The sequence below is a fragment of the Saccharibacillus qingshengii genome, assembly GCF_013185195.1.
In the GTDB taxonomy this organism is placed as follows: Bacteria; Bacillota; Bacilli; order Paenibacillales; family Paenibacillaceae; genus Saccharibacillus; species Saccharibacillus qingshengii.
The window spans coordinates 164541-181977 of the sequence record NZ_JAAZWC010000001.1 but is presented as its reverse complement, the minus strand read 5'-3'; the positions used below and the strand labels follow the sequence as shown (position 1 = coordinate 181977).

20 protein-coding genes are annotated in these 17437 nt (G+C 58.2%); 17 read left to right on the top strand and 3 right to left on the bottom strand.

Annotated elements, in window-relative coordinates; genetic code table 11:
- Window positions 1-108: 108 nt before the first annotated feature.
- The 7 genes from HRQ60_RS00815 (at window position 109) to HRQ60_RS00785 (ending at window position 5956) form a co-directional block, all read left to right on the top strand.
- Entirely contained in the window at window positions 109-567 is a 459-nt protein-coding gene (locus HRQ60_RS00815) for a GAF domain-containing protein (RefSeq protein WP_172193736.1), read from the top strand.
- The gene (locus HRQ60_RS00810; protein WP_246280988.1) at window positions 564-1634 is read left to right on the top strand and encodes a PAS domain-containing sensor histidine kinase; all 1071 of its coding nucleotides are present in this window, start codon (window positions 564-566) and stop codon (window positions 1632-1634) included. The genes HRQ60_RS00815 and HRQ60_RS00810 overlap by 4 nt, the downstream gene beginning before the upstream one ends.
- Before the next feature lie 6 nt (window positions 1635-1640).
- Window positions 1641-2288 carry a response regulator gene (locus HRQ60_RS00805; protein WP_172193735.1) on the top strand — a complete coding sequence of 216 codons (648 nt, stop codon included), beginning with the start codon at window positions 1641-1643 and terminating at the stop codon, window positions 2286-2288.
- A 17-nt stretch (window positions 2289-2305) separates the two neighbouring features.
- Window positions 2306-2818 carry a hemerythrin domain-containing protein gene (locus HRQ60_RS00800; RefSeq protein ID WP_172193734.1) on the top strand — a complete coding sequence of 171 codons (513 nt, stop codon included), beginning with the start codon at window positions 2306-2308 and terminating at the stop codon, window positions 2816-2818.
- A gap of 265 nt (window positions 2819-3083) precedes the next feature.
- Window positions 3084-4289: a nitrate/nitrite transporter gene (locus HRQ60_RS00795; protein WP_172193733.1), complete on the top strand. Its 1206-nt coding sequence runs from the start codon at window positions 3084-3086 to the stop codon at window positions 4287-4289.
- Between the two features lie 79 nt (window positions 4290-4368).
- A complete protein-coding gene (locus tag HRQ60_RS00790; RefSeq protein ID WP_172193732.1) occupies window positions 4369-5403 on the top strand; it encodes a ThiF family adenylyltransferase in 1035 nt (344 codons plus the stop codon).
- 55 nt (window positions 5404-5458) lie between these two features.
- The gene (locus tag HRQ60_RS00785) at window positions 5459-5956 is read left to right on the top strand and encodes a MogA/MoaB family molybdenum cofactor biosynthesis protein (protein WP_246280987.1); all 498 of its coding nucleotides are present in this window, start codon (window positions 5459-5461) and stop codon (window positions 5954-5956) included.
- 151 nt (window positions 5957-6107) lie between these two features.
- Here HRQ60_RS00785 and moaC read toward each other — a convergent pair whose 3' ends face one another.
- A complete protein-coding gene (gene moaC / locus HRQ60_RS00780) occupies window positions 6108-6599 on the bottom strand; it encodes a cyclic pyranopterin monophosphate synthase MoaC (protein WP_172193947.1) in 492 nt (163 codons plus the stop codon).
- Between the two features lie 65 nt (window positions 6600-6664).
- On the opposite strand from moaC, the gene HRQ60_RS00775 reads away from it, so the two are divergent.
- Genes HRQ60_RS00775 through moaA form a run of 6 tightly spaced genes read left to right on the top strand, consistent with a single transcriptional unit; the run spans window position 6665 to window position 10912 of the window.
- The gene (locus HRQ60_RS00775; protein WP_172193730.1) at window positions 6665-7909 is read left to right on the top strand and encodes a molybdopterin molybdotransferase MoeA; all 1245 of its coding nucleotides are present in this window, start codon (window positions 6665-6667) and stop codon (window positions 7907-7909) included.
- A complete protein-coding gene (gene mobB, locus HRQ60_RS00770) occupies window positions 7897-8550 on the top strand; it encodes a molybdopterin-guanine dinucleotide biosynthesis protein B (RefSeq protein ID WP_172193729.1) in 654 nt (217 codons plus the stop codon). Before HRQ60_RS00775 ends, mobB begins: the two co-directional genes overlap by 13 nt.
- Complete coding sequence (locus tag HRQ60_RS00765; RefSeq protein WP_172193728.1) at window positions 8537-9025, top strand: molybdenum cofactor biosynthesis protein MoaE; 489 nt, start codon at window positions 8537-8539, stop codon at window positions 9023-9025. Before mobB ends, HRQ60_RS00765 begins: the two co-directional genes overlap by 14 nt.
- The gene (moaD, locus tag HRQ60_RS00760) at window positions 9022-9255 is read left to right on the top strand and encodes a molybdopterin converting factor subunit 1 (RefSeq protein ID WP_172193727.1); all 234 of its coding nucleotides are present in this window, start codon (window positions 9022-9024) and stop codon (window positions 9253-9255) included. The genes HRQ60_RS00765 and moaD overlap by 4 nt, the downstream gene beginning before the upstream one ends.
- Entirely contained in the window at window positions 9252-9857 is a 606-nt protein-coding gene (locus HRQ60_RS00755; RefSeq protein ID WP_172193726.1) for a molybdenum cofactor guanylyltransferase, read from the top strand. The genes moaD and HRQ60_RS00755 overlap by 4 nt, the downstream gene beginning before the upstream one ends.
- A 38-nt stretch (window positions 9858-9895) precedes the next feature.
- Window positions 9896-10912 (top strand): GTP 3',8-cyclase MoaA, encoded by a 1017-nt coding sequence (gene moaA, locus HRQ60_RS00750; protein WP_172193725.1) that lies wholly within the window; start codon window positions 9896-9898, stop codon window positions 10910-10912.
- A 164-nt stretch (window positions 10913-11076) separates the two neighbouring features.
- On the opposite strand, the gene HRQ60_RS00745 is transcribed toward moaA, so the two are convergent.
- Window positions 11077-11325 (bottom strand): hypothetical protein, encoded by a 249-nt coding sequence (locus HRQ60_RS00745; RefSeq protein ID WP_172193724.1) that lies wholly within the window; start codon window positions 11323-11325, stop codon window positions 11077-11079.
- A gap of 161 nt (window positions 11326-11486) precedes the next feature.
- On the opposite strand from HRQ60_RS00745, the gene HRQ60_RS00740 reads away from it, so the two are divergent.
- Genes HRQ60_RS00740 through HRQ60_RS00730 form a run of 3 tightly spaced genes read left to right on the top strand, consistent with a single transcriptional unit; the run spans window position 11487 to window position 13761 of the window.
- The gene (locus HRQ60_RS00740; protein WP_172193723.1) at window positions 11487-12278 is read left to right on the top strand and encodes a transporter substrate-binding domain-containing protein; all 792 of its coding nucleotides are present in this window, start codon (window positions 11487-11489) and stop codon (window positions 12276-12278) included.
- Window positions 12279-12309: 31 nt separating this feature from the next.
- Window positions 12310-12975 (top strand): amino acid ABC transporter permease, encoded by a 666-nt coding sequence (locus HRQ60_RS00735; RefSeq protein ID WP_172193722.1) that lies wholly within the window; start codon window positions 12310-12312, stop codon window positions 12973-12975.
- A 48-nt stretch (window positions 12976-13023) separates the two neighbouring features.
- Window positions 13024-13761 (top strand): amino acid ABC transporter ATP-binding protein, encoded by a 738-nt coding sequence (locus HRQ60_RS00730; protein WP_281358005.1) that lies wholly within the window; start codon window positions 13024-13026, stop codon window positions 13759-13761.
- Window positions 13762-13834: 73 nt separating this feature from the next.
- On the opposite strand, the gene HRQ60_RS00725 is transcribed toward HRQ60_RS00730, so the two are convergent.
- Window positions 13835-14572, bottom strand: a complete 738-nt coding sequence (locus tag HRQ60_RS00725) for a MerR family transcriptional regulator (protein ID WP_172193721.1) — start codon at window positions 14570-14572, stop codon at window positions 13835-13837.
- A 186-nt stretch (window positions 14573-14758) separates the two neighbouring features.
- Here HRQ60_RS00725 and HRQ60_RS00720 point away from each other — a divergent pair, with 186 nt between their 5' ends.
- Window positions 14759-17266 carry an ATP-binding cassette domain-containing protein gene (locus tag HRQ60_RS00720; protein ID WP_172193720.1) on the top strand — a complete coding sequence of 836 codons (2508 nt, stop codon included), beginning with the start codon at window positions 14759-14761 and terminating at the stop codon, window positions 17264-17266.
- The last annotated feature ends 171 nt before the right edge of the window (window positions 17267-17437 follow it).

Below are 17437 nucleotides of genomic sequence, written 5' to 3'. Positions count from 1 at the left end.
TCTTGTCCGGTTCGCTTGAACGCTCGAATCCGGGATGCGCAGCGCGGCCAAGAAACGCGGACAGGCGGGCACAGCCCCCTATCCGCTTTCGCTGGGAGATGCATGATGATGGAACTTTACGCAGATTACCAACGGGAACTCGACGCGATCCGCCAGACGTTCGGCTACGATTTTCTTGCGCTGGCTCTTGTCGAACCGGCCGAACAGCAGTATGTCATCCGCTGGAAATATGCGGCCGGGAACCGCAACGAACGTTTTCGCCGTATCGTGCTCAAATCCGGAAAAGGCATTGCGGGAATCGTATTCCGAACCGGCAAACCGGTCTTTATCCCTTCGGTTCGCGACTATGTGAGAGCGAGCAGTTTGTTCAATTATCCGATTATCCAATCCGAACAGTTGGAGAGCCTGGGCGCGGTTCCTTTGTGGAACGATGCCCGCGTTGCCGGCGTTCTGCTGGGCGGTTTCCGTCAGGAACACGCCATGACTCCCGAGCTGATGCAGGCTTTGAAGCAGACGGCCCAATCGGGGATCGGCGAATTGGACGGCAGGGAGGTGGCTTCCCAATGACGCCTCCTCCCGAGATCGGCACCATGAGCCCGCTGATGATGAAGCTGTTCGAGAACAGCAAGGAAGCGATTTTCTTTTTTGACAAGACGGGACGTGCACTGGCCATGAATCCGGCGGCCGAGGAGATTCTCTCCGCAGATGTGCTGATCAACTTGTACGAAGGCAGCGAGAATGCGCTGTGCGGTACCTGCCGCGGTTATACGAGCGACACGGAGCAGCAGACTTGCCTGGACTGTTACATGAAGATGCCCGAAGCGGAAGAACACACGTCGTTCCAGGTTTATCTGGAAACGAAAGGCAAAGGCGTTGTGCCTTATGCGGGTTCTTTCCATACGGTCGATTCCGAGCAGGGGACCCGCGTCTTCATGCTTCGGGACCTGACGCCGCAGCTGCGGATTCAGGAACGCCTGTACCAGAACACCATGACGCGGCATGTGCTCGAGGCCCAGGAGAACGAGCGCAAACGGCTCTCGCGGGAGCTGCACGACAGCGTAGCCCAGGAGCTGATGAGCGCGGTCGTCGATCTGCGGGTACTCAAATATATGACGAACGACGAAACCGTGCTCAAAAAGGTCAAGCAGACCGAAGCTTCGATGACGCGCCTGCTGGACGAGATCCGGAACATGTCCGTCGATCTGCGGCCGGCCGCCCTCGACGATTTCGGTCTGGAAGCGGCTTTCCGCTCGCATTTCAAACGGGTGGAGCAGAGCTACGGCCTCGTTGTCGAGTTCGTATCCGGATTGGCGCGCAAACGCTACCCGAGCAATGTCGAGACGGTCGCTTACCGCATCTGTCAGGAAGCGGTGCTGAATGCGCTCAAGTACGCACAGGTTGATACCGTCAGCGTGCATCTGTTCGAGAGGGACGGGATGCTCCGGCTCGAAATCGAAGATCAGGGAGCGGGCTTCGAGGCCGGTTCCGATCCGGTCGGGACGGGGCTTGGCCTGTACGGGATGCGCGAACGGGCGGAGCTTGCCGGGGGGACGCTGAGCGTGCTGTCGGAACCGGGAATCGGAACGCGGGTACTCCTGCAGATTCCGATCGCGGAATTTCTTGTAAAGGAGTAATCGCGGATGAAAATCGTAATTGCGGACGATCACGCCATCGTGCGCAGCGGCTTCTCGATGATCCTTAATTTTCAGCCGGATATGGAAGTGATCGGAACGGCGGCGGACGGCATCGAAGCGTACGCCGCAGTCGCCAAGAACCGGCCGGATATCCTCGTTATGGATCTCAGCATGCCGCCGGGAGAAAGCGGATTGATCGCGACCGGCAAGATTAAGGAAGACTATCCGGACACCAAAATCCTTATATTGACCATGCACGACGACGAGGAGTATTTGTTCCATATTTTAAAAAGCGGCGCTTCGGGCTACGTGCTCAAAAACGCTCCCGACGAAGAGCTGCTGCTGGCGATCCGGACCGTTTATGCGGGAGGCACCTATATCCATCCCAAAATGGCCACTTCGCTCGTTCGGGAATTTATCAAGAACGACAAGTCCGGCAGTTCCGAAGATCCGTTCGAACTGCTGTCCAAGCGGGAACTGGAGATTCTGCCGCTGATCGCCAAAGGCTACGGCAACAAGGAAGTGGCGGAGAAGCTGTTCATTTCGGTCAAAACGGTCGAAGCCCACAAAGCCAAAATCATGGAAAAACTCCAGCTCAAAAACCGGCCGGAACTGGTCGAATATGCCATGCGCAAAAAGCTGCTGGAGTTCTGACGGAAAGGAACTTCGCGATGGAACTGACATTCGAAAAACCGGCGATACGTCTGCTGGAGAACGAGCACCGTTACCTGGCTTATCTGGCGGAGGAATGGCATCCGATCGTGCTTCGTCTGGAGGAAGAAGAAGACCTCCATACCGCCCGCGTCCTGCTCGGCACGCTGCGCGAACGGCTCGAACGCTTCCGGATTCCTCTCAAAAAGCATACCGACAAAGAAGAAGAACACTTTTTCCCCGTACTCGGCGGATACATAGGTTTTGAGCAGGGACCGCTGGTCGGCATTCAGGAAGAACACCGGGAAATCGAAGCTTATCTCGATCATTTCATGCACCGGACGGAGGGGAATCCCGATCTGCTCTTGCTGGACGAGATCCGAGCCGCGGCGCGCGATGCGGGTGAAGCGTTCGAAGTACTCACCGTGAACCGCGTCAAAGAAGAATCGGTCCTGTTTCCGATAGCGGAAGCCCGGATCCTGCCCAAGCAAATGCTGGGTTTGTACGAAAGAATGAATACGATGATCGTCTAAGTATCGGAATATGACAAAAAAACGACTTCCAAGTCCCGCCGCCAGCGGGATCCGGGGTCGTTTTTGCATTTGTGAAGGTTTTGCGGTAGGGCGTTTTGCGGGAGGGTTCTTTTTTAGGGTTTACCCTCTCGGGGAAAGGGGTTCCCCCTATATGCCGTCGGCAGAGCGGTCGATACAATGGGGACAGTGAACCGGTTCGGAGAAACGCGTCTTCGCTACTCCCGCTTCTCGAACCGGGCGAATAACTGTCGAAAAGGTGAGTGTAATGATCAAAAAAATGCAGCTCCCGCTCCAAACGCTGAATTTGACGGTCGGGTTCATGGTCTGGGTGATTATCTCTTCGCTGATGCCGTTCATCAAGGAAGATATCGCGATTCCGGCAGACCGTCTGGCGATCGTAACGGCGATTCCGGTCGTGCTGGGTTCGATTCTGCGCATCCCGCTCGGGTACTACGCCAACATCATCGGTGCGCGTCTCGTATTCCTGTTCAGTTTTGTGCTTCTGCTGTTTCCCGTGTATTATATCAGCGTAGCCCAATCGATGACCGCGCTGATTATCGGCGGTCTGTTCCTCGGGGTCGGCGGAGCCGTATTCTCGGTAGGCGTCACCTCGCTGCCCAAGTATTATCCTACGGCCAAACACGGCTTCGTCAACGGGATGTACGGTATGGGCAATATCGGCACGGCCATCAGCACGTTCGCGGCTCCGGTACTTGCGACGCAGATCGGCTGGCAGGCCGCTATCAAATGGTATCTGGCCCTGCTGCTGCTGTTCATCGTCTTGAACTTCCTGCTGGGCGACCGCAAAGAAGTGAAAGTCAAAACGCCGATCGTCGAGCAGATCAAAGGCATCTACAAAAATGAAAAGCTCTGGTTGATCTCGCTGTTCTACTTCATTACTTTCGGTTCGTTCGTAGCCTTCACCGTCTATCTCCCGAATTTCCTCGTGTCGAATTTCGGATTGGACAAAGTCGATGCCGGTATGAGAACCGCAGGATTTATTGCGATCGCGACCTTCTTCCGTCCGATCGGCGGCTGGCTCGCGGACCGCTTCAAGCCGCTGCTGCTGCTCGGCGGCACGTTCGCCATCTACACGATTGCCGCGATTCTGCTGGCGTTCTCGCCGTCGCTCGGTCCCTATACGGTCGGCTGCCTGGCGATCGCTTTCTGCGCGGGACTCGGCAACGGGATCATCTTCAAGCTGGTTCCGTTCTACTTCCAGAAACAGGCGGGGATTGCCAACGGCATCGTATCGATGATGGGCGGTCTGGGCGGTTTCTTCCCGCCGATTATGCTGGCCGTCATTCACGGCCTGACCGGTCAGTATTCGATCGGTTTCATGCTGCTGTCCCAGTTCGCGATGGTCAGTATGGTTCTGGTCTTCTGGCTGTACTTCCAGGATAAGAGAAACCTGGATGCGGTAGGCGGAAGAACAGCCACACAAGCGCAGTCCAAAGCCATGCGCAAATAAAAGGCGGGGAACGTTCCGGCCAAGCCACTATAGGCCGTCCGGGAATCCCGGGCGGCTTCGTATGCAGGAGGCATGTCAAATGAGTCATACACACGAAGAACGCTATTCGCGCCAGATTCGGTTTGCTCCGATCGGCACAACCGGACAGCAGCGTCTGGCGGATGCCTCCGTGGCCGTGATCGGCTGCGGAGCGCTCGGATCGGCTATCGCCGAACAGCTGACCCGCGCGGGTGTAGGCGAGCTGCATCTGGTCGACCGGGACTATGTGGAATGGTCCAACCTGCAGCGCCAGCAGCTTTTTACGGAAAGCGATGCCGAGCAGATGGTCCCCAAAGTGGAAGCCGCTCGGACAAGACTGCTGGCGATCCGCTCCGATCTTGCGCTTTATACGCATTTCGACGATCTCGATATCCCACTGATCCGCGAACTGGCTTCGAAATGTTCGCTGATCATGGACGCGACCGACAACTTCGAGACCCGTCTGCTGATCGGCGATGCGGCGCTTGAAGCAGGCATTCCCTGGATTTACGGAGCCTGCGTAGGCAGCTCGGGTACGGTCTTTCCGTTTGTACCCGGACGCTCCGCATGCTTCCGCTGCCTGATCCCGGTACTTCCCGCGGCCAACGATACGTGCGATACGGCAGGCATTATTGCGCCGGCTGTCCAGATGACCGCCGCCGTGCAGTGCGCGGAAGCTCTCAAATGGCTCAGCGGCAGCCGGGACTCGCTGCGGGTCAAAGTGCATCATTTCGATCTCTGGACAGGCACGCAGATGGATACGGGGATTTCCCGGATCCGCCGCGCGGATTGTCCGTCCTGCGGGCCGGATCCCAGCTTTCCCGCACTGTCCTATTCCGCGGCCAGACCCGCTTACGCGGCGCTCTGCGGACGCGACACCGTGCAGGTGCTTCCGGATCCGGCCAGGCCGCTGACACTGGACGATGCCGAGCGGGTCGCGCTTCGCTTCGGCAGCGATCTTCGGCGCACCCCGCATTTCGTGCAGTTTCACGCGATGGGTGCCCGGTTTATTCTGTTCGGCAGCGGCCGGCTGCTGATTCATGGTACGGGCAGCGTGGACGAAGGACGCAGACTGCACCGGAAGGTATTCGGTTGAGGCAGTGCGAATAAGAGAAGAAGAAATCGCTTGGAAAGAGAAAGGGGAAAGGGTCTTGCACGAAGGATTCGGACCGGCCATTCGCTTGGCGGTGCTCACCGTCAGCGACACGCGAACGAAAGAGACGGACAAAAGCGGACAGCGCATTCTGGAATTGGCTGCCGGAGCGGGGCTCGGGATTGCCGAGTATACGCTGTGCACCGACGATGCGGAAGCGATTCATTCGATTGTCGCGGGCTGGCTGCTCAAGCCGGGGATCGATGCCATCCTCACGACCGGAGGCACGGGAATTGCACGCCGGGACGTAACGCTCGAAGCCGTCCGCCCTTTATTCGAAAAAGAGATCGACGGCTTCGGCGAACTGTTCCGTTATTTGAGCTTTGCCGAAGATATCGGAACCAAGGCGGTGCTCAGCCGGGCAGCGGCCGGTACGTCGGGCGAGAAAGCGATCTTCGTTCTGCCCGGATCGACCGGTGCCGTCACCTTGGGCATGAACCGGATCATTCTGCCCGAGATCCGGCATATCCTGCACGAATTGACGAAACATCGGTAAGAAGGATTCGAACCGATGCCCAGCGATCTTCGCAGCGGCTTCAGGGCGTTTTGTGCGAATCGAAGCTCAAGGCGCTGCCGCACGCAAAAAAAGCCGGGAGCGGGAAGAAGACGTTCTCTTCACGCACCCGGCCGTCTGCCGAAACGGATAGCTATTCCGACCTGGAGTAATCGCCGGATTTCCCTCCGGTTTTCTCCAGCAGCATCGTCGGGCCGATCACCATGTCTTTGCCTGCGGCTTTGCACATATCGTAGATCGTGAGCGCCGCCGCGCTCGCCGCGGTCAGCGCCTCCATCTCAACGCCGGTAGGCCCTTTGGTCCGAACGGTCGCGTAGAGGAACACTTCGTAGGAAGCCGCCGCTTCATCGACTTTCCACTCGAATTCGATGTCGATGCCGCTGAGCATAAGCGGATGGCACATCGGAATAATCTGCGCCGTATTTTTGGCGGCCATGATTCCCGCGACCTGGGCTACGGCGAGCACATCGCCTTTTTTGCTGCCTCCGCTTTGAATCTGGCGGTAGATGATTTCGTTGACGCGCACCGATGTCGCCGCGCGGGCGGTGCGCACCGTTTCGTTCTTCTCCGAGACGTCGACCATACGCGCACGTCCCTGTTCGTTAAAGTGAGTGAATTCGGACAAAATCATCCATCCTTTCATCCTTTGAAGATGAACCCAGTATAGCACGAGAAAAGGAGCGGTCCAGCATGGTCGAACTCAGAAATCCGATTTCCGTAAGCGAAGCGATCGCCCGCATAGCGGCGGAAGTTCGTCCGCTCGGAAGCGAGCGGATAGCGCTTGAAGACGCATACGGCCGTATTCTGGCGCAGCCGCTGACGGCTCTGCATGATGTGCCGTCTTTTGATCGCTCGCCTTATGACGGCTTTGCGATCCGGTCCCAAGATTCGGCCGAAGCGTCGGGCACGAACCGGATCGCTTTTGAAGTCGTCGACCAGATCGGAGCCGGGGCGGTATCTTCGGCCCGGATCGGAGCGAACGAGGCGGTACGCATCATGACCGGCGCACAGCTGCCCGAAGGCGCCGATGCCGTCGTTATGCTGGAACAGACGCAGGAGAGCGGAACTTCCTTCACGCTTCGCAAGCCGTTCCAATCCGGCGAGAATATTTCGTTTCGCGGCGAAGACATGCGCCTTGGCGAAGAGATCCTGCCTGCAGGCAGCCTGATCCATCCCGGCACCGTCGCTCTGCTGGCGACTTTCGGTTATGAACCGGTCGAAGTCGCAAGACTGCCGATTGTCGGCGTGCTTGCAACCGGCACGGAGCTGCTGGAAGCCGGCGCCCCGCTCGAACCGGGCAGGATCCGCAACAGCAACGGTCCCATGATTGCCGCCCAGCTCAAACGGATGGGCGTTCCCTGCCGGATGTATGCCGCGTCCGCCGACCGCCTCGAAGATCTGCTCGAGACGGTGCGCAGAGCGCTCGGCGAATGCGACTGCCTGATTACGACAGGCGGCGTATCGGTCGGCGATTTCGACCTGCTGCCTGCCGTGTATGAGTCGCTTGGCGCGAAAGTGCTGTTCAACAAAGTCGCCATGCGTCCGGGCAGCGTCACGACGGTGGCCGCCGCCGGGAAGCAGTTTTTGTTCGGCCTGTCGGGCAATCCGTCGGCCTGCTATACCGGTTTCGAGCTGTTCGCCCGGCCCGCTCTGCTGCGCATGATGGGGGCTCAGCGGATCTATCCGCTGCACACCCGGGCGGTGCTCGGCGAAGATTTTGCCAAGCCGAATCCGTTTATGCGCTTCGTTCGTGCCGTCTACGACGGACAAACCGTGTATCCCGCCGGATTCAACAAGTCGAACGCCGTCTCGTCGATCGGACGCGGCAATGCGCTGCTTGTCCTGCCGGGCGGAACGCGCGGATTCAAAGCCGGAGACCCGGTGGACGTGCTGCTGCCGGGTATGGAAGAAGGCTCGGGCCTATGGACGCTGTAACCGGCGGCCAAAGCCAAGAAAACCGCGGACAAATAGATCCGCAAGAAGCGTATCCGTGTAACGGCCGAGCGAAGCGGCTCCAGGTCGTCGGTTTCAAGAACAGCGGCAAAACGACGCTGACCGAGACGCTGCTGCGTGTTGCGATCGGGCACGGACTGGGCGCTTCGGCGATCAAGCATCACGGACACGGCGGGGTGCCGGAAGCGCCGCCCGGCGATACCGACGCTTCGCGTCTGTTCCAGGCGGGAGCCGCAAGTTCGATCGTCGCCGGAGGCGGACAGATTGTGCTGCAGGGACGACGGCCAGCAGGCGAAGCCGGCGAATTGACCTCGTTGATCCAACTAACCGAGGCTTACGCGCACCCCGATCTGATCTTGATCGAAGGGTTCAAGGCGGAGCCGTACCCCAAGATCGTGCTGCTTCGTTCCCTCGAAGATTGGACGGAGCTGAAGCGGCTGACGAATATCGTACTGATCCTGACCGTAGACGAGGACCTTGCCCGGCATCCTTCGTTATCGATAGAAGCGATACCGGCCGGCGGTTCGAATCCGCGCGTACTGCCCCGCGCACGGTCCGAAGAGATTGCCGCCTGGTTTACCCACTGGATGAAAGGAGAACAAGCAGCCGATGAAACCTTATGAGATCGTAACCGAACCGATCGATCCGCAGCGTTACGCCGATTATGTGCTGCGCCCGGAGGCGGGTGCGGTCACCCTGTTTACCGGTCATGTGCGGGAATGGACAAGAGGGATACGAACGCTGTATCTGGCATATGAAGCTTACGTTCCGATGGCAGAGAAAATGCTGGCGAAGATCGGCGCGGAAATCGAGCAGCAGTGGCCCGGCACGCGCACGGCGATCGCCCACCGGATCGGCGAATTGAAAATCGGAGAGATCGCGGTCGTGATCGCCGTCTCTTCGGCGCATCGCAAAGACGCTTACGAGGCAAACGAATATGCGATCGAACGGATCAAAGAACTCGTTCCGATCTGGAAAAAAGAAATTTGGGAAAACGGGACGGAATGGATCGGCGACCAGCGCGGCAAGCCGGAAACGGATTCCGGACAAGCCGATCCGGCACCCATCCCCCCTAAGACGAGGAGAGAACTGCCATGATTACGCTGTATTACTTCGCCGGCCTGCGCGAAGCGACGGGCACTGCCCAGGAACAAGCCGAACTGGAAGGCCGTACGGTCGACGAACTGCTGGACTGGGTAAGACACAAATATCCGCATCTCTCGCTCGATGCGGTGCGCGTTGCGGTTAATGAAGAATATGCGCTGCCGGACGATCGGCTGCGCAGCGGAGACACCGCCGCACTGATTCCGCCGGTTAGCGGCGGATGACGCAGCCGTCCGCGAACCCGATTCCGGGCCGCACGGTCGGCATTCTGCTTGCGGGCGGACTGTCGCGCCGCTACGGTTCGGCGAAGGCTTTCGCCGAATACGAAGGCCGTTCATTCCATGAGCGCGGGCACGAAGCGCTCTCGGGCGCCTGCGACCTGGTAATCGTCTCCGCCAGCGAAGCGTTGGCTCCGGACTTCGCGGCCGCTTACGAAGTCTGCGCCGATCTGCCGCAGCTTGCGGGGCTCGGCCCGTTGGCCGGCCTGGCCTCGGTCATGCAGCGGTATCCGGCAGAGCGTTATATCGTGCTTCCGTGCGATATGCCCCGAATCGGTCCGCAGGAAATCCGGCGGCTGCGAGCTGCCGCCGAAGACGGACCGGCGGCCGATATCGCGGCGCTCCGCAGCCCCGAGGCGGGAGACCTTCCGCTGCTGAGCGTCTGGCGCGGCGGACTGGCCGGCCTCCTGGAAAAGCGTGTCCTAAGCGGACGCCTTGGCGTCATGAAGCTGCTGGCGGAACTCGATACGCTCTGGATAGACGCGGCGCTTATTCATGCCGATCCGACGATTTTTCACAACTTTAACGTTCCGCCGGACGCGGGTTAACCCGAAGCGCCGACGGAGGAGAGGAGAGAGGAGAAGCCATGAACCTGTATACGCCAACGGACCGGCTTCGCCGGCCGATCCGCGATCTGCGCATTTCGGTCACCGACCGCTGCAATTTCCGGTGCACCTACTGTATGCCCAAAGAAATTTTCGGCGACGATTTCGCTTTTATGCCCAAAAACGAGCTGTTAACCTTCGAAGAAATCGAACGCCTGACCCGGCTGTTCGCTTCGATCGGAGTCAAGAAGATCCGCCTGACGGGAGGAGAACCGCTGCTGCGGCGGGGGATGCCCGACCTGGTCTCTCGTATCCTGAAGGTAGAAGGCGTGGAAGACGTCGGCTTGACCACCAACGGCCTGCTGCTCGGCGCCCATGCGCAGCCGCTGCATGACGCGGGACTGCGACGGCTCAATGTCAGCCTGGACGCGCTCGACCCCGAGCTGTTCGGCCGACTGAACGGACGCGGTATCGATTCGGCCCAGATTCTGCGTCAGATCGAACAGGCCCGGCAGGTGGGATTCGAAGTGAAAGTCAATATGGTCGTGCAAAAAGACGTCAACGATGCCGAAATCCTGCCTATGGCCGCTTACTTCAAAGAACGGGGCATCACGCTGCGTTTTATCGAGTTTATGGATGTCGGCAATGACAACGGCTGGAGCTTCAAGCGCGTCGTGACCAAAAAAGAAATCTTCGAGCGCTTGAGCGCCGTTCATGAGCTGGAGCCGGTAGAACCGGATTATTTCGGGGAAGTCGCTTCGCGCTACCGGTACGCAGGCACAAATGCCGAAGTAGGCTTCATCACATCCGTGTCCGAATCGTTCTGCTCGTCCTGCACGAGAGCCCGCCTGTCTTCCAACGGAATCTTCTATACCTGTCTGTTCGCGTCAAACGGCTTCGATCTGCGCGCGCCCCTTCGCGGCGGAGCAAGCGACGAAGAGCTGTTGGAGCAGATTATCGGCGTATGGGAGAGCCGTTCCGACCGCTATTCCGATGAACGCACAGAGCAGACGGCCAAGAATCGCAAAAAAATCAACATGTCCTATATCGGCGGCTGATCGAGCGTTTCCGGCATCCGGCTATCCGTTCAATCAAATCCGGCCGCAGACGCCCGCTTTCCAATCAAACAGCCCCTTTTCCGTATCCTCGGGAAAGGGGCTGTTTGGTATTTTGGGATGTCTGCTGAAAAGTTCGGCGACTGGGCGGCGTCAGCCTGTCCGGGTCAGCTGTTGATCGAAGGCGTTTGCCCGTCGTCTTTGGCCGAATCGAAATTGCCGTCTCCGACTCTGCGGCGGATTTCGGCTTCGGACAGCTTCTTGATCACCGGTCCGGTCGGAATCTCTCCGGTGCCGCCGTCTTCGGTTTCGGTGCGCTCAACCCGGGCGAATCCCGCATTGGCACGTCGCCCGGCCGCTTCCCGTTCTTCTCTTGTCATCACTTCGGTATCTTCCGGTCTGCCCTCGTTAGCCATATCGAATGCCTCCTTGTGGACTTCTTGTTCTCTCCCTTAATTACCCGATCCGCTCAAAACTTGAACCTGCTGCATACCGCAGAAAGACTTACAGTTCCTGTGAAGGTTGAGAGAAAGTTGGGTAAGTACATTTTGATCAAATGCAGGAAGGAGAGAAGGCTATGCTCAAGCGGATTAAAAAAATGGGCGGCCTCTGGATCTCGGCGGCGCTTATCGCCTGCACGATGACGGGATGCGCACAGAGCGAGCGAGCCGAAGGAGGCACAGGCCTGCTTCACGACGATGAATTCGTATTTACGGCCTCCGGCGAGTTTCGTCCGTTTAGCTACCTGAACGACGATCTGACCATGTCCGGCTTCGATATCGAAGTGGGCAATGCGATCGCTCAGGAACTTGGCGTCAAGCCGGTAGCCAAGCGGATGAAGATGGTGGGGCTTGTCGAAGGGGTCAAAAACGGACGGGCGGACGCCGCGGTCGCCAGTTTGACGATCAATGAGCTGCGCGCTAAGCATGTCCTGTTTTCTACGCCGTATTATTATTCGGGACCTCAGATCTTCACCCGTCCCGACAGCCCGATCCAGACAACGGACGATCTGCAGGGCAAGGAAATCGCGGTCGCCAAAGGAACAAGCTACCTGGACATTGCCAAACGGTATACGGGCAACGTCAAGACGTACGACAGCGACATTACCGCTCTGCAGGCGCTGGCCGACGGGCGGCACGATGCCGTCATTACGGATTTCGTAACCGGCCGAACGTCGATTCAGGAAGGGATCGATGTGGAAGAACGCCAGCTGATCGAGCGAAGCGAGCAGGCGATTGTCGTTCCGACGGACAATCCGGTGCTGCTCAAGCGGATCAACGAAGCGCTGGACAAGCTGCGGCAGGACGGTACGATGAAGAGAATCAGCGAGAAATACTTCGGCGAGGATATTACAACCAAGCCGGAATAACCTGCGGAAGGAAAAGAAAGGATGTGTCCGAATGACCGGAATTGCTCACTTTTTCGAAACGTTTGCCGACAGCGGCGGCATGCTGACGCGCGCAATGCTGCTGACGCTGGAGCTCGCCGTCGTCTCGATTTTACTCGGGATCGTGGTAGGTCTGCTTTTTGCGCTGCTCAAATTATCGGGCTGGAAAAGCGTGGCCTGGATCTCCGACGTGTACATTTATCTCGTTCGCGGAACGCCGCTGATCGTGCAGATCTTTATCTTGTACTTTGGACTGAGCGGCCTGTTCCTTATCCCGGACTTCTGGGCCGCTTCGCTTGCGCTTGCGCTGCATAACGGAGCCTATATCGCGGAAATCTTCCGCGGTTCGATCCAGTCGATCGACAAAGGCCAGATGGAAGGCGCCACGTCGCTCGGCATGAATCGGTCGCTCGCCATGCGCCGCATCATTTTGCCCCAAGCGTTCCGCCGGGCTCTGCCACCGCTCGGCAACCAGTTCATTATCGGGCTCAAAGATTCGTCGCTCGCGGCTTTCATTTCGATGAACGAACTGTTTAACGTCGCGACGACGCTTGGTTCGAACAACTTTGACGAAATGACCTATCTGCTGATCGTCGCCGTCTACTACCTCATTCTGGTGGGTGTACTAACGCTGCTCGTTCGGGCGGTCGAACGCCGGATGGCCGTCAGTGAACGCTGACCCCGGCCGGATAGCCTGTTCAAACGCAAAAAAGGGAGGGAGACCACGATGAAAGAAATGATTCGCCTGGAAGGCCTGGTCAAATCGTTCGGCGAGCTGCAGGTGCTCAGAGGCATCGACCTGACCGTAGAGGAGAGCGAAGTCGTCTGTCTGATCGGCGCAAGCGGCTCGGGCAAAAGTACGCTGCTGCGCTGCCTGAATTTTCTGGAAGAAAGCAGCGGCGGGAAGATCCATATCGAAGGACGGCAGATCGATCCCAAAACCGACGACCTCAACAAGATCCGCGAGAAAGTGGGCATGGTGTTCCAGCATTTCAATCTGTTTCCGCATATGACGGTATTGGAGAATGTAATCGAAGCGCCGGTCCGGGTCAAAAAAGTGCCCAAAGAGCAGGCGGTTCGCGAAGCGAAAGCGCTGCTGGATAAGGTGGGGTTGGCGGAAAAAGCCGACGTCTATCCCGGCAAACTGTCCGGGGGACAGAAACAGCGTGTCGCGATCGCACGGGCGCTGGCGATGAAGCCCGATATTATGCTGTTCGACGAAGCGACTTCCGCGCTCGATCCCGAGCTGGTCGAAGAAGTGCTGCGAACGATGCGGGAATTGGCGGAAGAAGGCATGACGATGGTCGTCGTCACGCACGAGATGAATTTCGCCCGCGAAGTCGCCGACACGATCGTGTTTCTGCACGGCGGCAGCATTATCGAAAAAGCGCCCGCGGAACAGTTTTTCACGAATCCGCAGGCACCGGAGACGCAGAACTTCCTGCAAACGACCGTACTCCGGTAAGGAGTTCGGCGTCAAGGGATAGCAGGGGATCTCGCAAAAATGTGTGAAGAGCCTTCATGAAAATGAAGGCTCTTCAGCTTGTTCCGGGAGATTCGCCCAGCATCCCGATATAGCGCATCAGTTCGGCGATAGCCGCATACTGCCGTTCAAGCCGGACATTCAGCTTATCCAGCGCGATCCGGAACGATTTTTCTACGGCGGGCAGATTCCGGGTGTCCAGATCGTCGAGCAGCTGCCGGATCGTCTCGATAAAATAGACGGTCTGACGCAGGCTGCTGATGACGATAATCCGCCGCAGCTCACGCGGGGTAAACTCGCGGTATCCGTTGTGCGGATTGCGCCGCGGGCGGATCAGCCCTTCTTTTTCCCAGTGGCGTACCGCGGACGGATTGACGCCCGCGATCCGGGACACTTCTCCGACGTTCATCGAATCCGTGATTTTCCGTCCGTTATATTTCGAGAAATCCGTTTGTTCGATCAGCCGCATGATCTCCGTAATCCGGCTTTTCTCCGTATGAATCCGGGCCTGCTCGGCATTGAGTGTCCACAGTGCTTCTTCGATTCGATGGTCGCGGATCTGTTTCATGACGGAGTAAGCGGTCGGAATCGGATAGGCCTCAAGCAGACGGCGAAGCGAACGAAAAGCCTGCATATGCGTCGACGTATAGAGTAGGCGCCCCGCACCGACTCTCGGCACATCGGGGATCAAACCTTGACGTTCGTAACTGCGCAGCGTCGTCGTGCTTACGCCCAACGATCCGGCGGCTTGTTTGGGTGTCCAGTCTGTCTGGGGAAGATTCCCGTCCTGCATGATTTCGCCTCCTGTCACGGTATCGGCAGCCGATAACCTTCAACTTGAACCTTCAAGTGCTACGACAACATTTAACCGGAAAAGACGCCGCTAGACAAGGGTTTTGCTGGATTCAGCCGAAAGATTGCATGAATGTTATATGATCGAATCAGCAACGTTCGAGAAGAACAGGAGAGGGGCACGCCTATGAACACAGGCCGCAACAACGGTACCATTCAAGTCCGGGGAGCCCGGGAAGCCTATCTGAAATCGGTTGATCTGGATATTCCGCGGGAAAAGCTGGTCGTCTTCACGGGTTTGTCGGGCTCGGGCAAATCGACGCTGGTCGAAACGATCTTCCAGGAAAGTCAGCGGCAGTATCTGGAAGCGGTCGGGTATCAAGGGATTCGCAAACCCAAAGTCGATAGCATCCGTTACCTCTCGTCCGCTATTCAAATCACCCAGAGCGAATCGAACCGCAATCCCCGATCGACGGTCGGGACGAAGACCCATATCTATACGGATCTGCGCATGGTCTACGAAAAGCTCGGCGAGCGGGATTGTCCGCACTGCGGTGAACGGATCTCGGCCGCAGACTGCAAAGAAACGACAGTCAAGACAGACGGAGAGTTCAGGGTCTATATGGACTGCAGTCGCTGCGGCAAAAGGATGGACAAGCTGACCCGAAGCCATTTCTCGACCAATACGAGAGAAGGCGCCTGCCCGGACTGTCAGGGACTCGGCAGCCTGCTTAGTCTGGTGCCGGAGCGCTGCGTTGACGAGTCGCTGTCCCTGGAAGAAGGTGCCGTCGATTATTGGAACTCGGCATACAAAGACTACCAAGTCGATCTGCTCCGCAAAGCCATGAAGCATTACGGCGTTCCGGTTTCCGGGGACACGCCGGTTGGCCGCTATACCGAAGCGCAGAAAGCCCTGCTGTACCATGGCGCCGAGTCGGAAGAAGTCAAACGTCTTTTCCCGCAGATTCCGCTTCCGAAAACGGTGTCCGCCGGACGCTTCGAAGGCGTGCTGACGACGCTGTGGAGACGGATGTCGGAGAAAGAAGGCGATGCCAAAGCGTTGAACCGTTATTTCGATTCGGTCAGCTGCCCTGCATGCGCCGGAGAACGGCTGAATCCGATCAGCCGCAGCGTCACGGTCGAAAACCGCAGACTGCCCGAACTCAGTGCCTTGTCGCTGGAAGAGCTGGGGCAGTGGTTGAGCGCTTTCGGCACGCAAGCCCGGAAGCCCGAGACGGCGGAAGCGGCCGGAGGAGATTCGGTCGGGATCTATCTCGAAGATCTGGAGACAAAGATCCGAAGATTGGAGCGGATCGGACTCGGCTATCTGTCGATCGACCGGCAGATGATTACGTTATCCGGCGGAGAAAGCCAGCGGATCAAGCTTGCGGCGGCGCTCGATTCCGATCTGACCGGAATGATGTATCTGCTCGACGAACCCACGATCGGGCTGCATCCGCGCGACACACAGGGCGTGATCGCGGTATTGCAGCGGCTTCGGGATCTGGGCAACAGCGTGCTCGTCATCGAGCACGATACCGATGTCATGCAGGCGGCCGATCATGTGATCGATATGGGCCCGGGTTCCGGCAGGCACGGCGGCGAGGTCGTCGGACAAGGTACGCTTGAAGAGTTGATGCACAGCGAGTCGTCCGTGACGGGCCGCTATCTGGGGCGAGACAAACAACCTCCGCGTATCCCCCGTCCGGGAGACGGGTTATCGATCGGGATCGAGCATGCTTCGCTGCACAACCTGCAGAACGTCAGCGCAAGCTTTCCGACCGGCTGCTTGATCGCGGTCACCGGGGTATCCGGATCGGGCAAGTCTTCGCTGATCTTCGGCGTGCTGGCTGCGGCGGCCGATCCCGAGAACCGTTCCGATCGGCGCTTCGGACAGGTAACGGGTCTGGAAGCTTTCGAACGTGTCGTTACCATCAAGCAGTCGGCGATTGCCAGAATGAAGCGTTCCAACGTAGCCACCTACTCCGAAGCCTATGGGGAGATCCGCAAGCTGTACGGCGGTCTGGGCGCAGCCGCCTCCCGCGGTCTTTCGGCCAAAAGCTTCTCGTTCAACACCCCGGGCGGCCGCTGCGAAAACTGCGAAGGGCTTGGGACGATAACCAGCAGCATGCTCTTTTTTGAAAATATCGAAGAAATCTGTCCGGTCTGCGGAGGCAGGCAGTTCAGCGACGAAGTACTGGCCGTAACCTACCGGGGCCGTTCGATTCACGAAACGCTCCGGCTGTCGATCGAAGAAGCGGCGAGCGATTTCTCCGACCTTCCGAAACTCAGCCGTATTCTGAATCTGCTGAACGATGTGGGCCTGGGTTATCTGGAATTGGGACAGACGCTGACGACGCTCTCCGGCGGCGAAGCGCAGCGGTTGAAACTTGCTGCCGAGCTGCTTGGTTCAAAAGCCAAACGCATCTTGTATCTGATGGATGAACCGACAACGGGGCTGCATTCGGCGGACGTGGACCATTTCCTCGCACTGCTGAACCGAATGGTGGATACCGGCAGTACCGTCGTGGTCGTCGAGCACAATATGCAGATGGTGGCGGCCGCGGACTGGATCGTCGATCTGGGTCCGGAAGGCGGCGTGAACGGCGGGCAAGTGGGGTTCAGCGGCACGCCGGCGGATCTGATTGCAGCCGGGCACGGCGCCACAGCGGAACATTTAAGCAGACAGCAGTGAAACCGGGCGTCCCTTCGCCTGCCAATTGTCCGCTTCGAGCGGATACCCGGCAGAGGAAGGGACGCTTTTTGGGATAGGCGTTAACCTGCCGCGAATCTATTGTTAACCCTTAATTATATTAATGGTTTACAATAAAATTTCGGCAAGTTATACTGCTAAAGGGCCGGAAGC

Bases quoted from the DNA above. Each gene is read 5' to 3' on its own strand.
- moaD (WP_172193727.1), top strand. From the start codon at position 9,022: ATGATTACGCTGTATTACTTCGCCGGCCTGCGCGAAGCGACGGGCACT.
- HRQ60_RS00810 (WP_246280988.1), top strand. From the start codon at position 564: ATGACGCCTCCTCCCGAGATCGGCACCATGAGCCCGCTGATGATGAAG.
- HRQ60_RS00725 (WP_172193721.1), bottom strand. From the start codon at position 14,572: ATGCAGGACGGGAATCTTCCCCAGACAGACTGGACACCCAAACAAGCC.
- HRQ60_RS00755 (WP_172193726.1), top strand. From the start codon at position 9,252: ATGACGCAGCCGTCCGCGAACCCGATTCCGGGCCGCACGGTCGGCATT.
- HRQ60_RS00745 (WP_172193724.1), bottom strand. From the start codon at position 11,325: ATGGCTAACGAGGGCAGACCGGAAGATACCGAAGTGATGACAAGAGAA.
- HRQ60_RS00800 (WP_172193734.1), top strand. From the start codon at position 2,306: ATGGAACTGACATTCGAAAAACCGGCGATACGTCTGCTGGAGAACGAG.
- HRQ60_RS00775 (WP_172193730.1), top strand. From the start codon at position 6,665: ATGGTCGAACTCAGAAATCCGATTTCCGTAAGCGAAGCGATCGCCCGC.
- HRQ60_RS00740 (WP_172193723.1), top strand. From the start codon at position 11,487: ATGCTCAAGCGGATTAAAAAAATGGGCGGCCTCTGGATCTCGGCGGCG.
- HRQ60_RS00795 (WP_172193733.1), top strand. From the start codon at position 3,084: ATGATCAAAAAAATGCAGCTCCCGCTCCAAACGCTGAATTTGACGGTC.
- HRQ60_RS00815 (WP_172193736.1), top strand. From the start codon at position 109: ATGGAACTTTACGCAGATTACCAACGGGAACTCGACGCGATCCGCCAG.
- HRQ60_RS00805 (WP_172193735.1), top strand. From the start codon at position 1,641: ATGAAAATCGTAATTGCGGACGATCACGCCATCGTGCGCAGCGGCTTC.
- HRQ60_RS00730 (WP_281358005.1), top strand. From the start codon at position 13,024: ATGAAAGAAATGATTCGCCTGGAAGGCCTGGTCAAATCGTTCGGCGAG.
- HRQ60_RS00720 (WP_172193720.1), top strand. From the start codon at position 14,759: ATGAACACAGGCCGCAACAACGGTACCATTCAAGTCCGGGGAGCCCGG.
- HRQ60_RS00790 (WP_172193732.1), top strand. From the start codon at position 4,369: ATGAGTCATACACACGAAGAACGCTATTCGCGCCAGATTCGGTTTGCT.
- HRQ60_RS00735 (WP_172193722.1), top strand. From the start codon at position 12,310: ATGACCGGAATTGCTCACTTTTTCGAAACGTTTGCCGACAGCGGCGGC.
- moaA (WP_172193725.1), top strand. From the start codon at position 9,896: ATGAACCTGTATACGCCAACGGACCGGCTTCGCCGGCCGATCCGCGAT.
- mobB (WP_172193729.1), top strand. From the start codon at position 7,897: ATGGACGCTGTAACCGGCGGCCAAAGCCAAGAAAACCGCGGACAAATA.
- HRQ60_RS00765 (WP_172193728.1), top strand. From the start codon at position 8,537: ATGAAACCTTATGAGATCGTAACCGAACCGATCGATCCGCAGCGTTAC.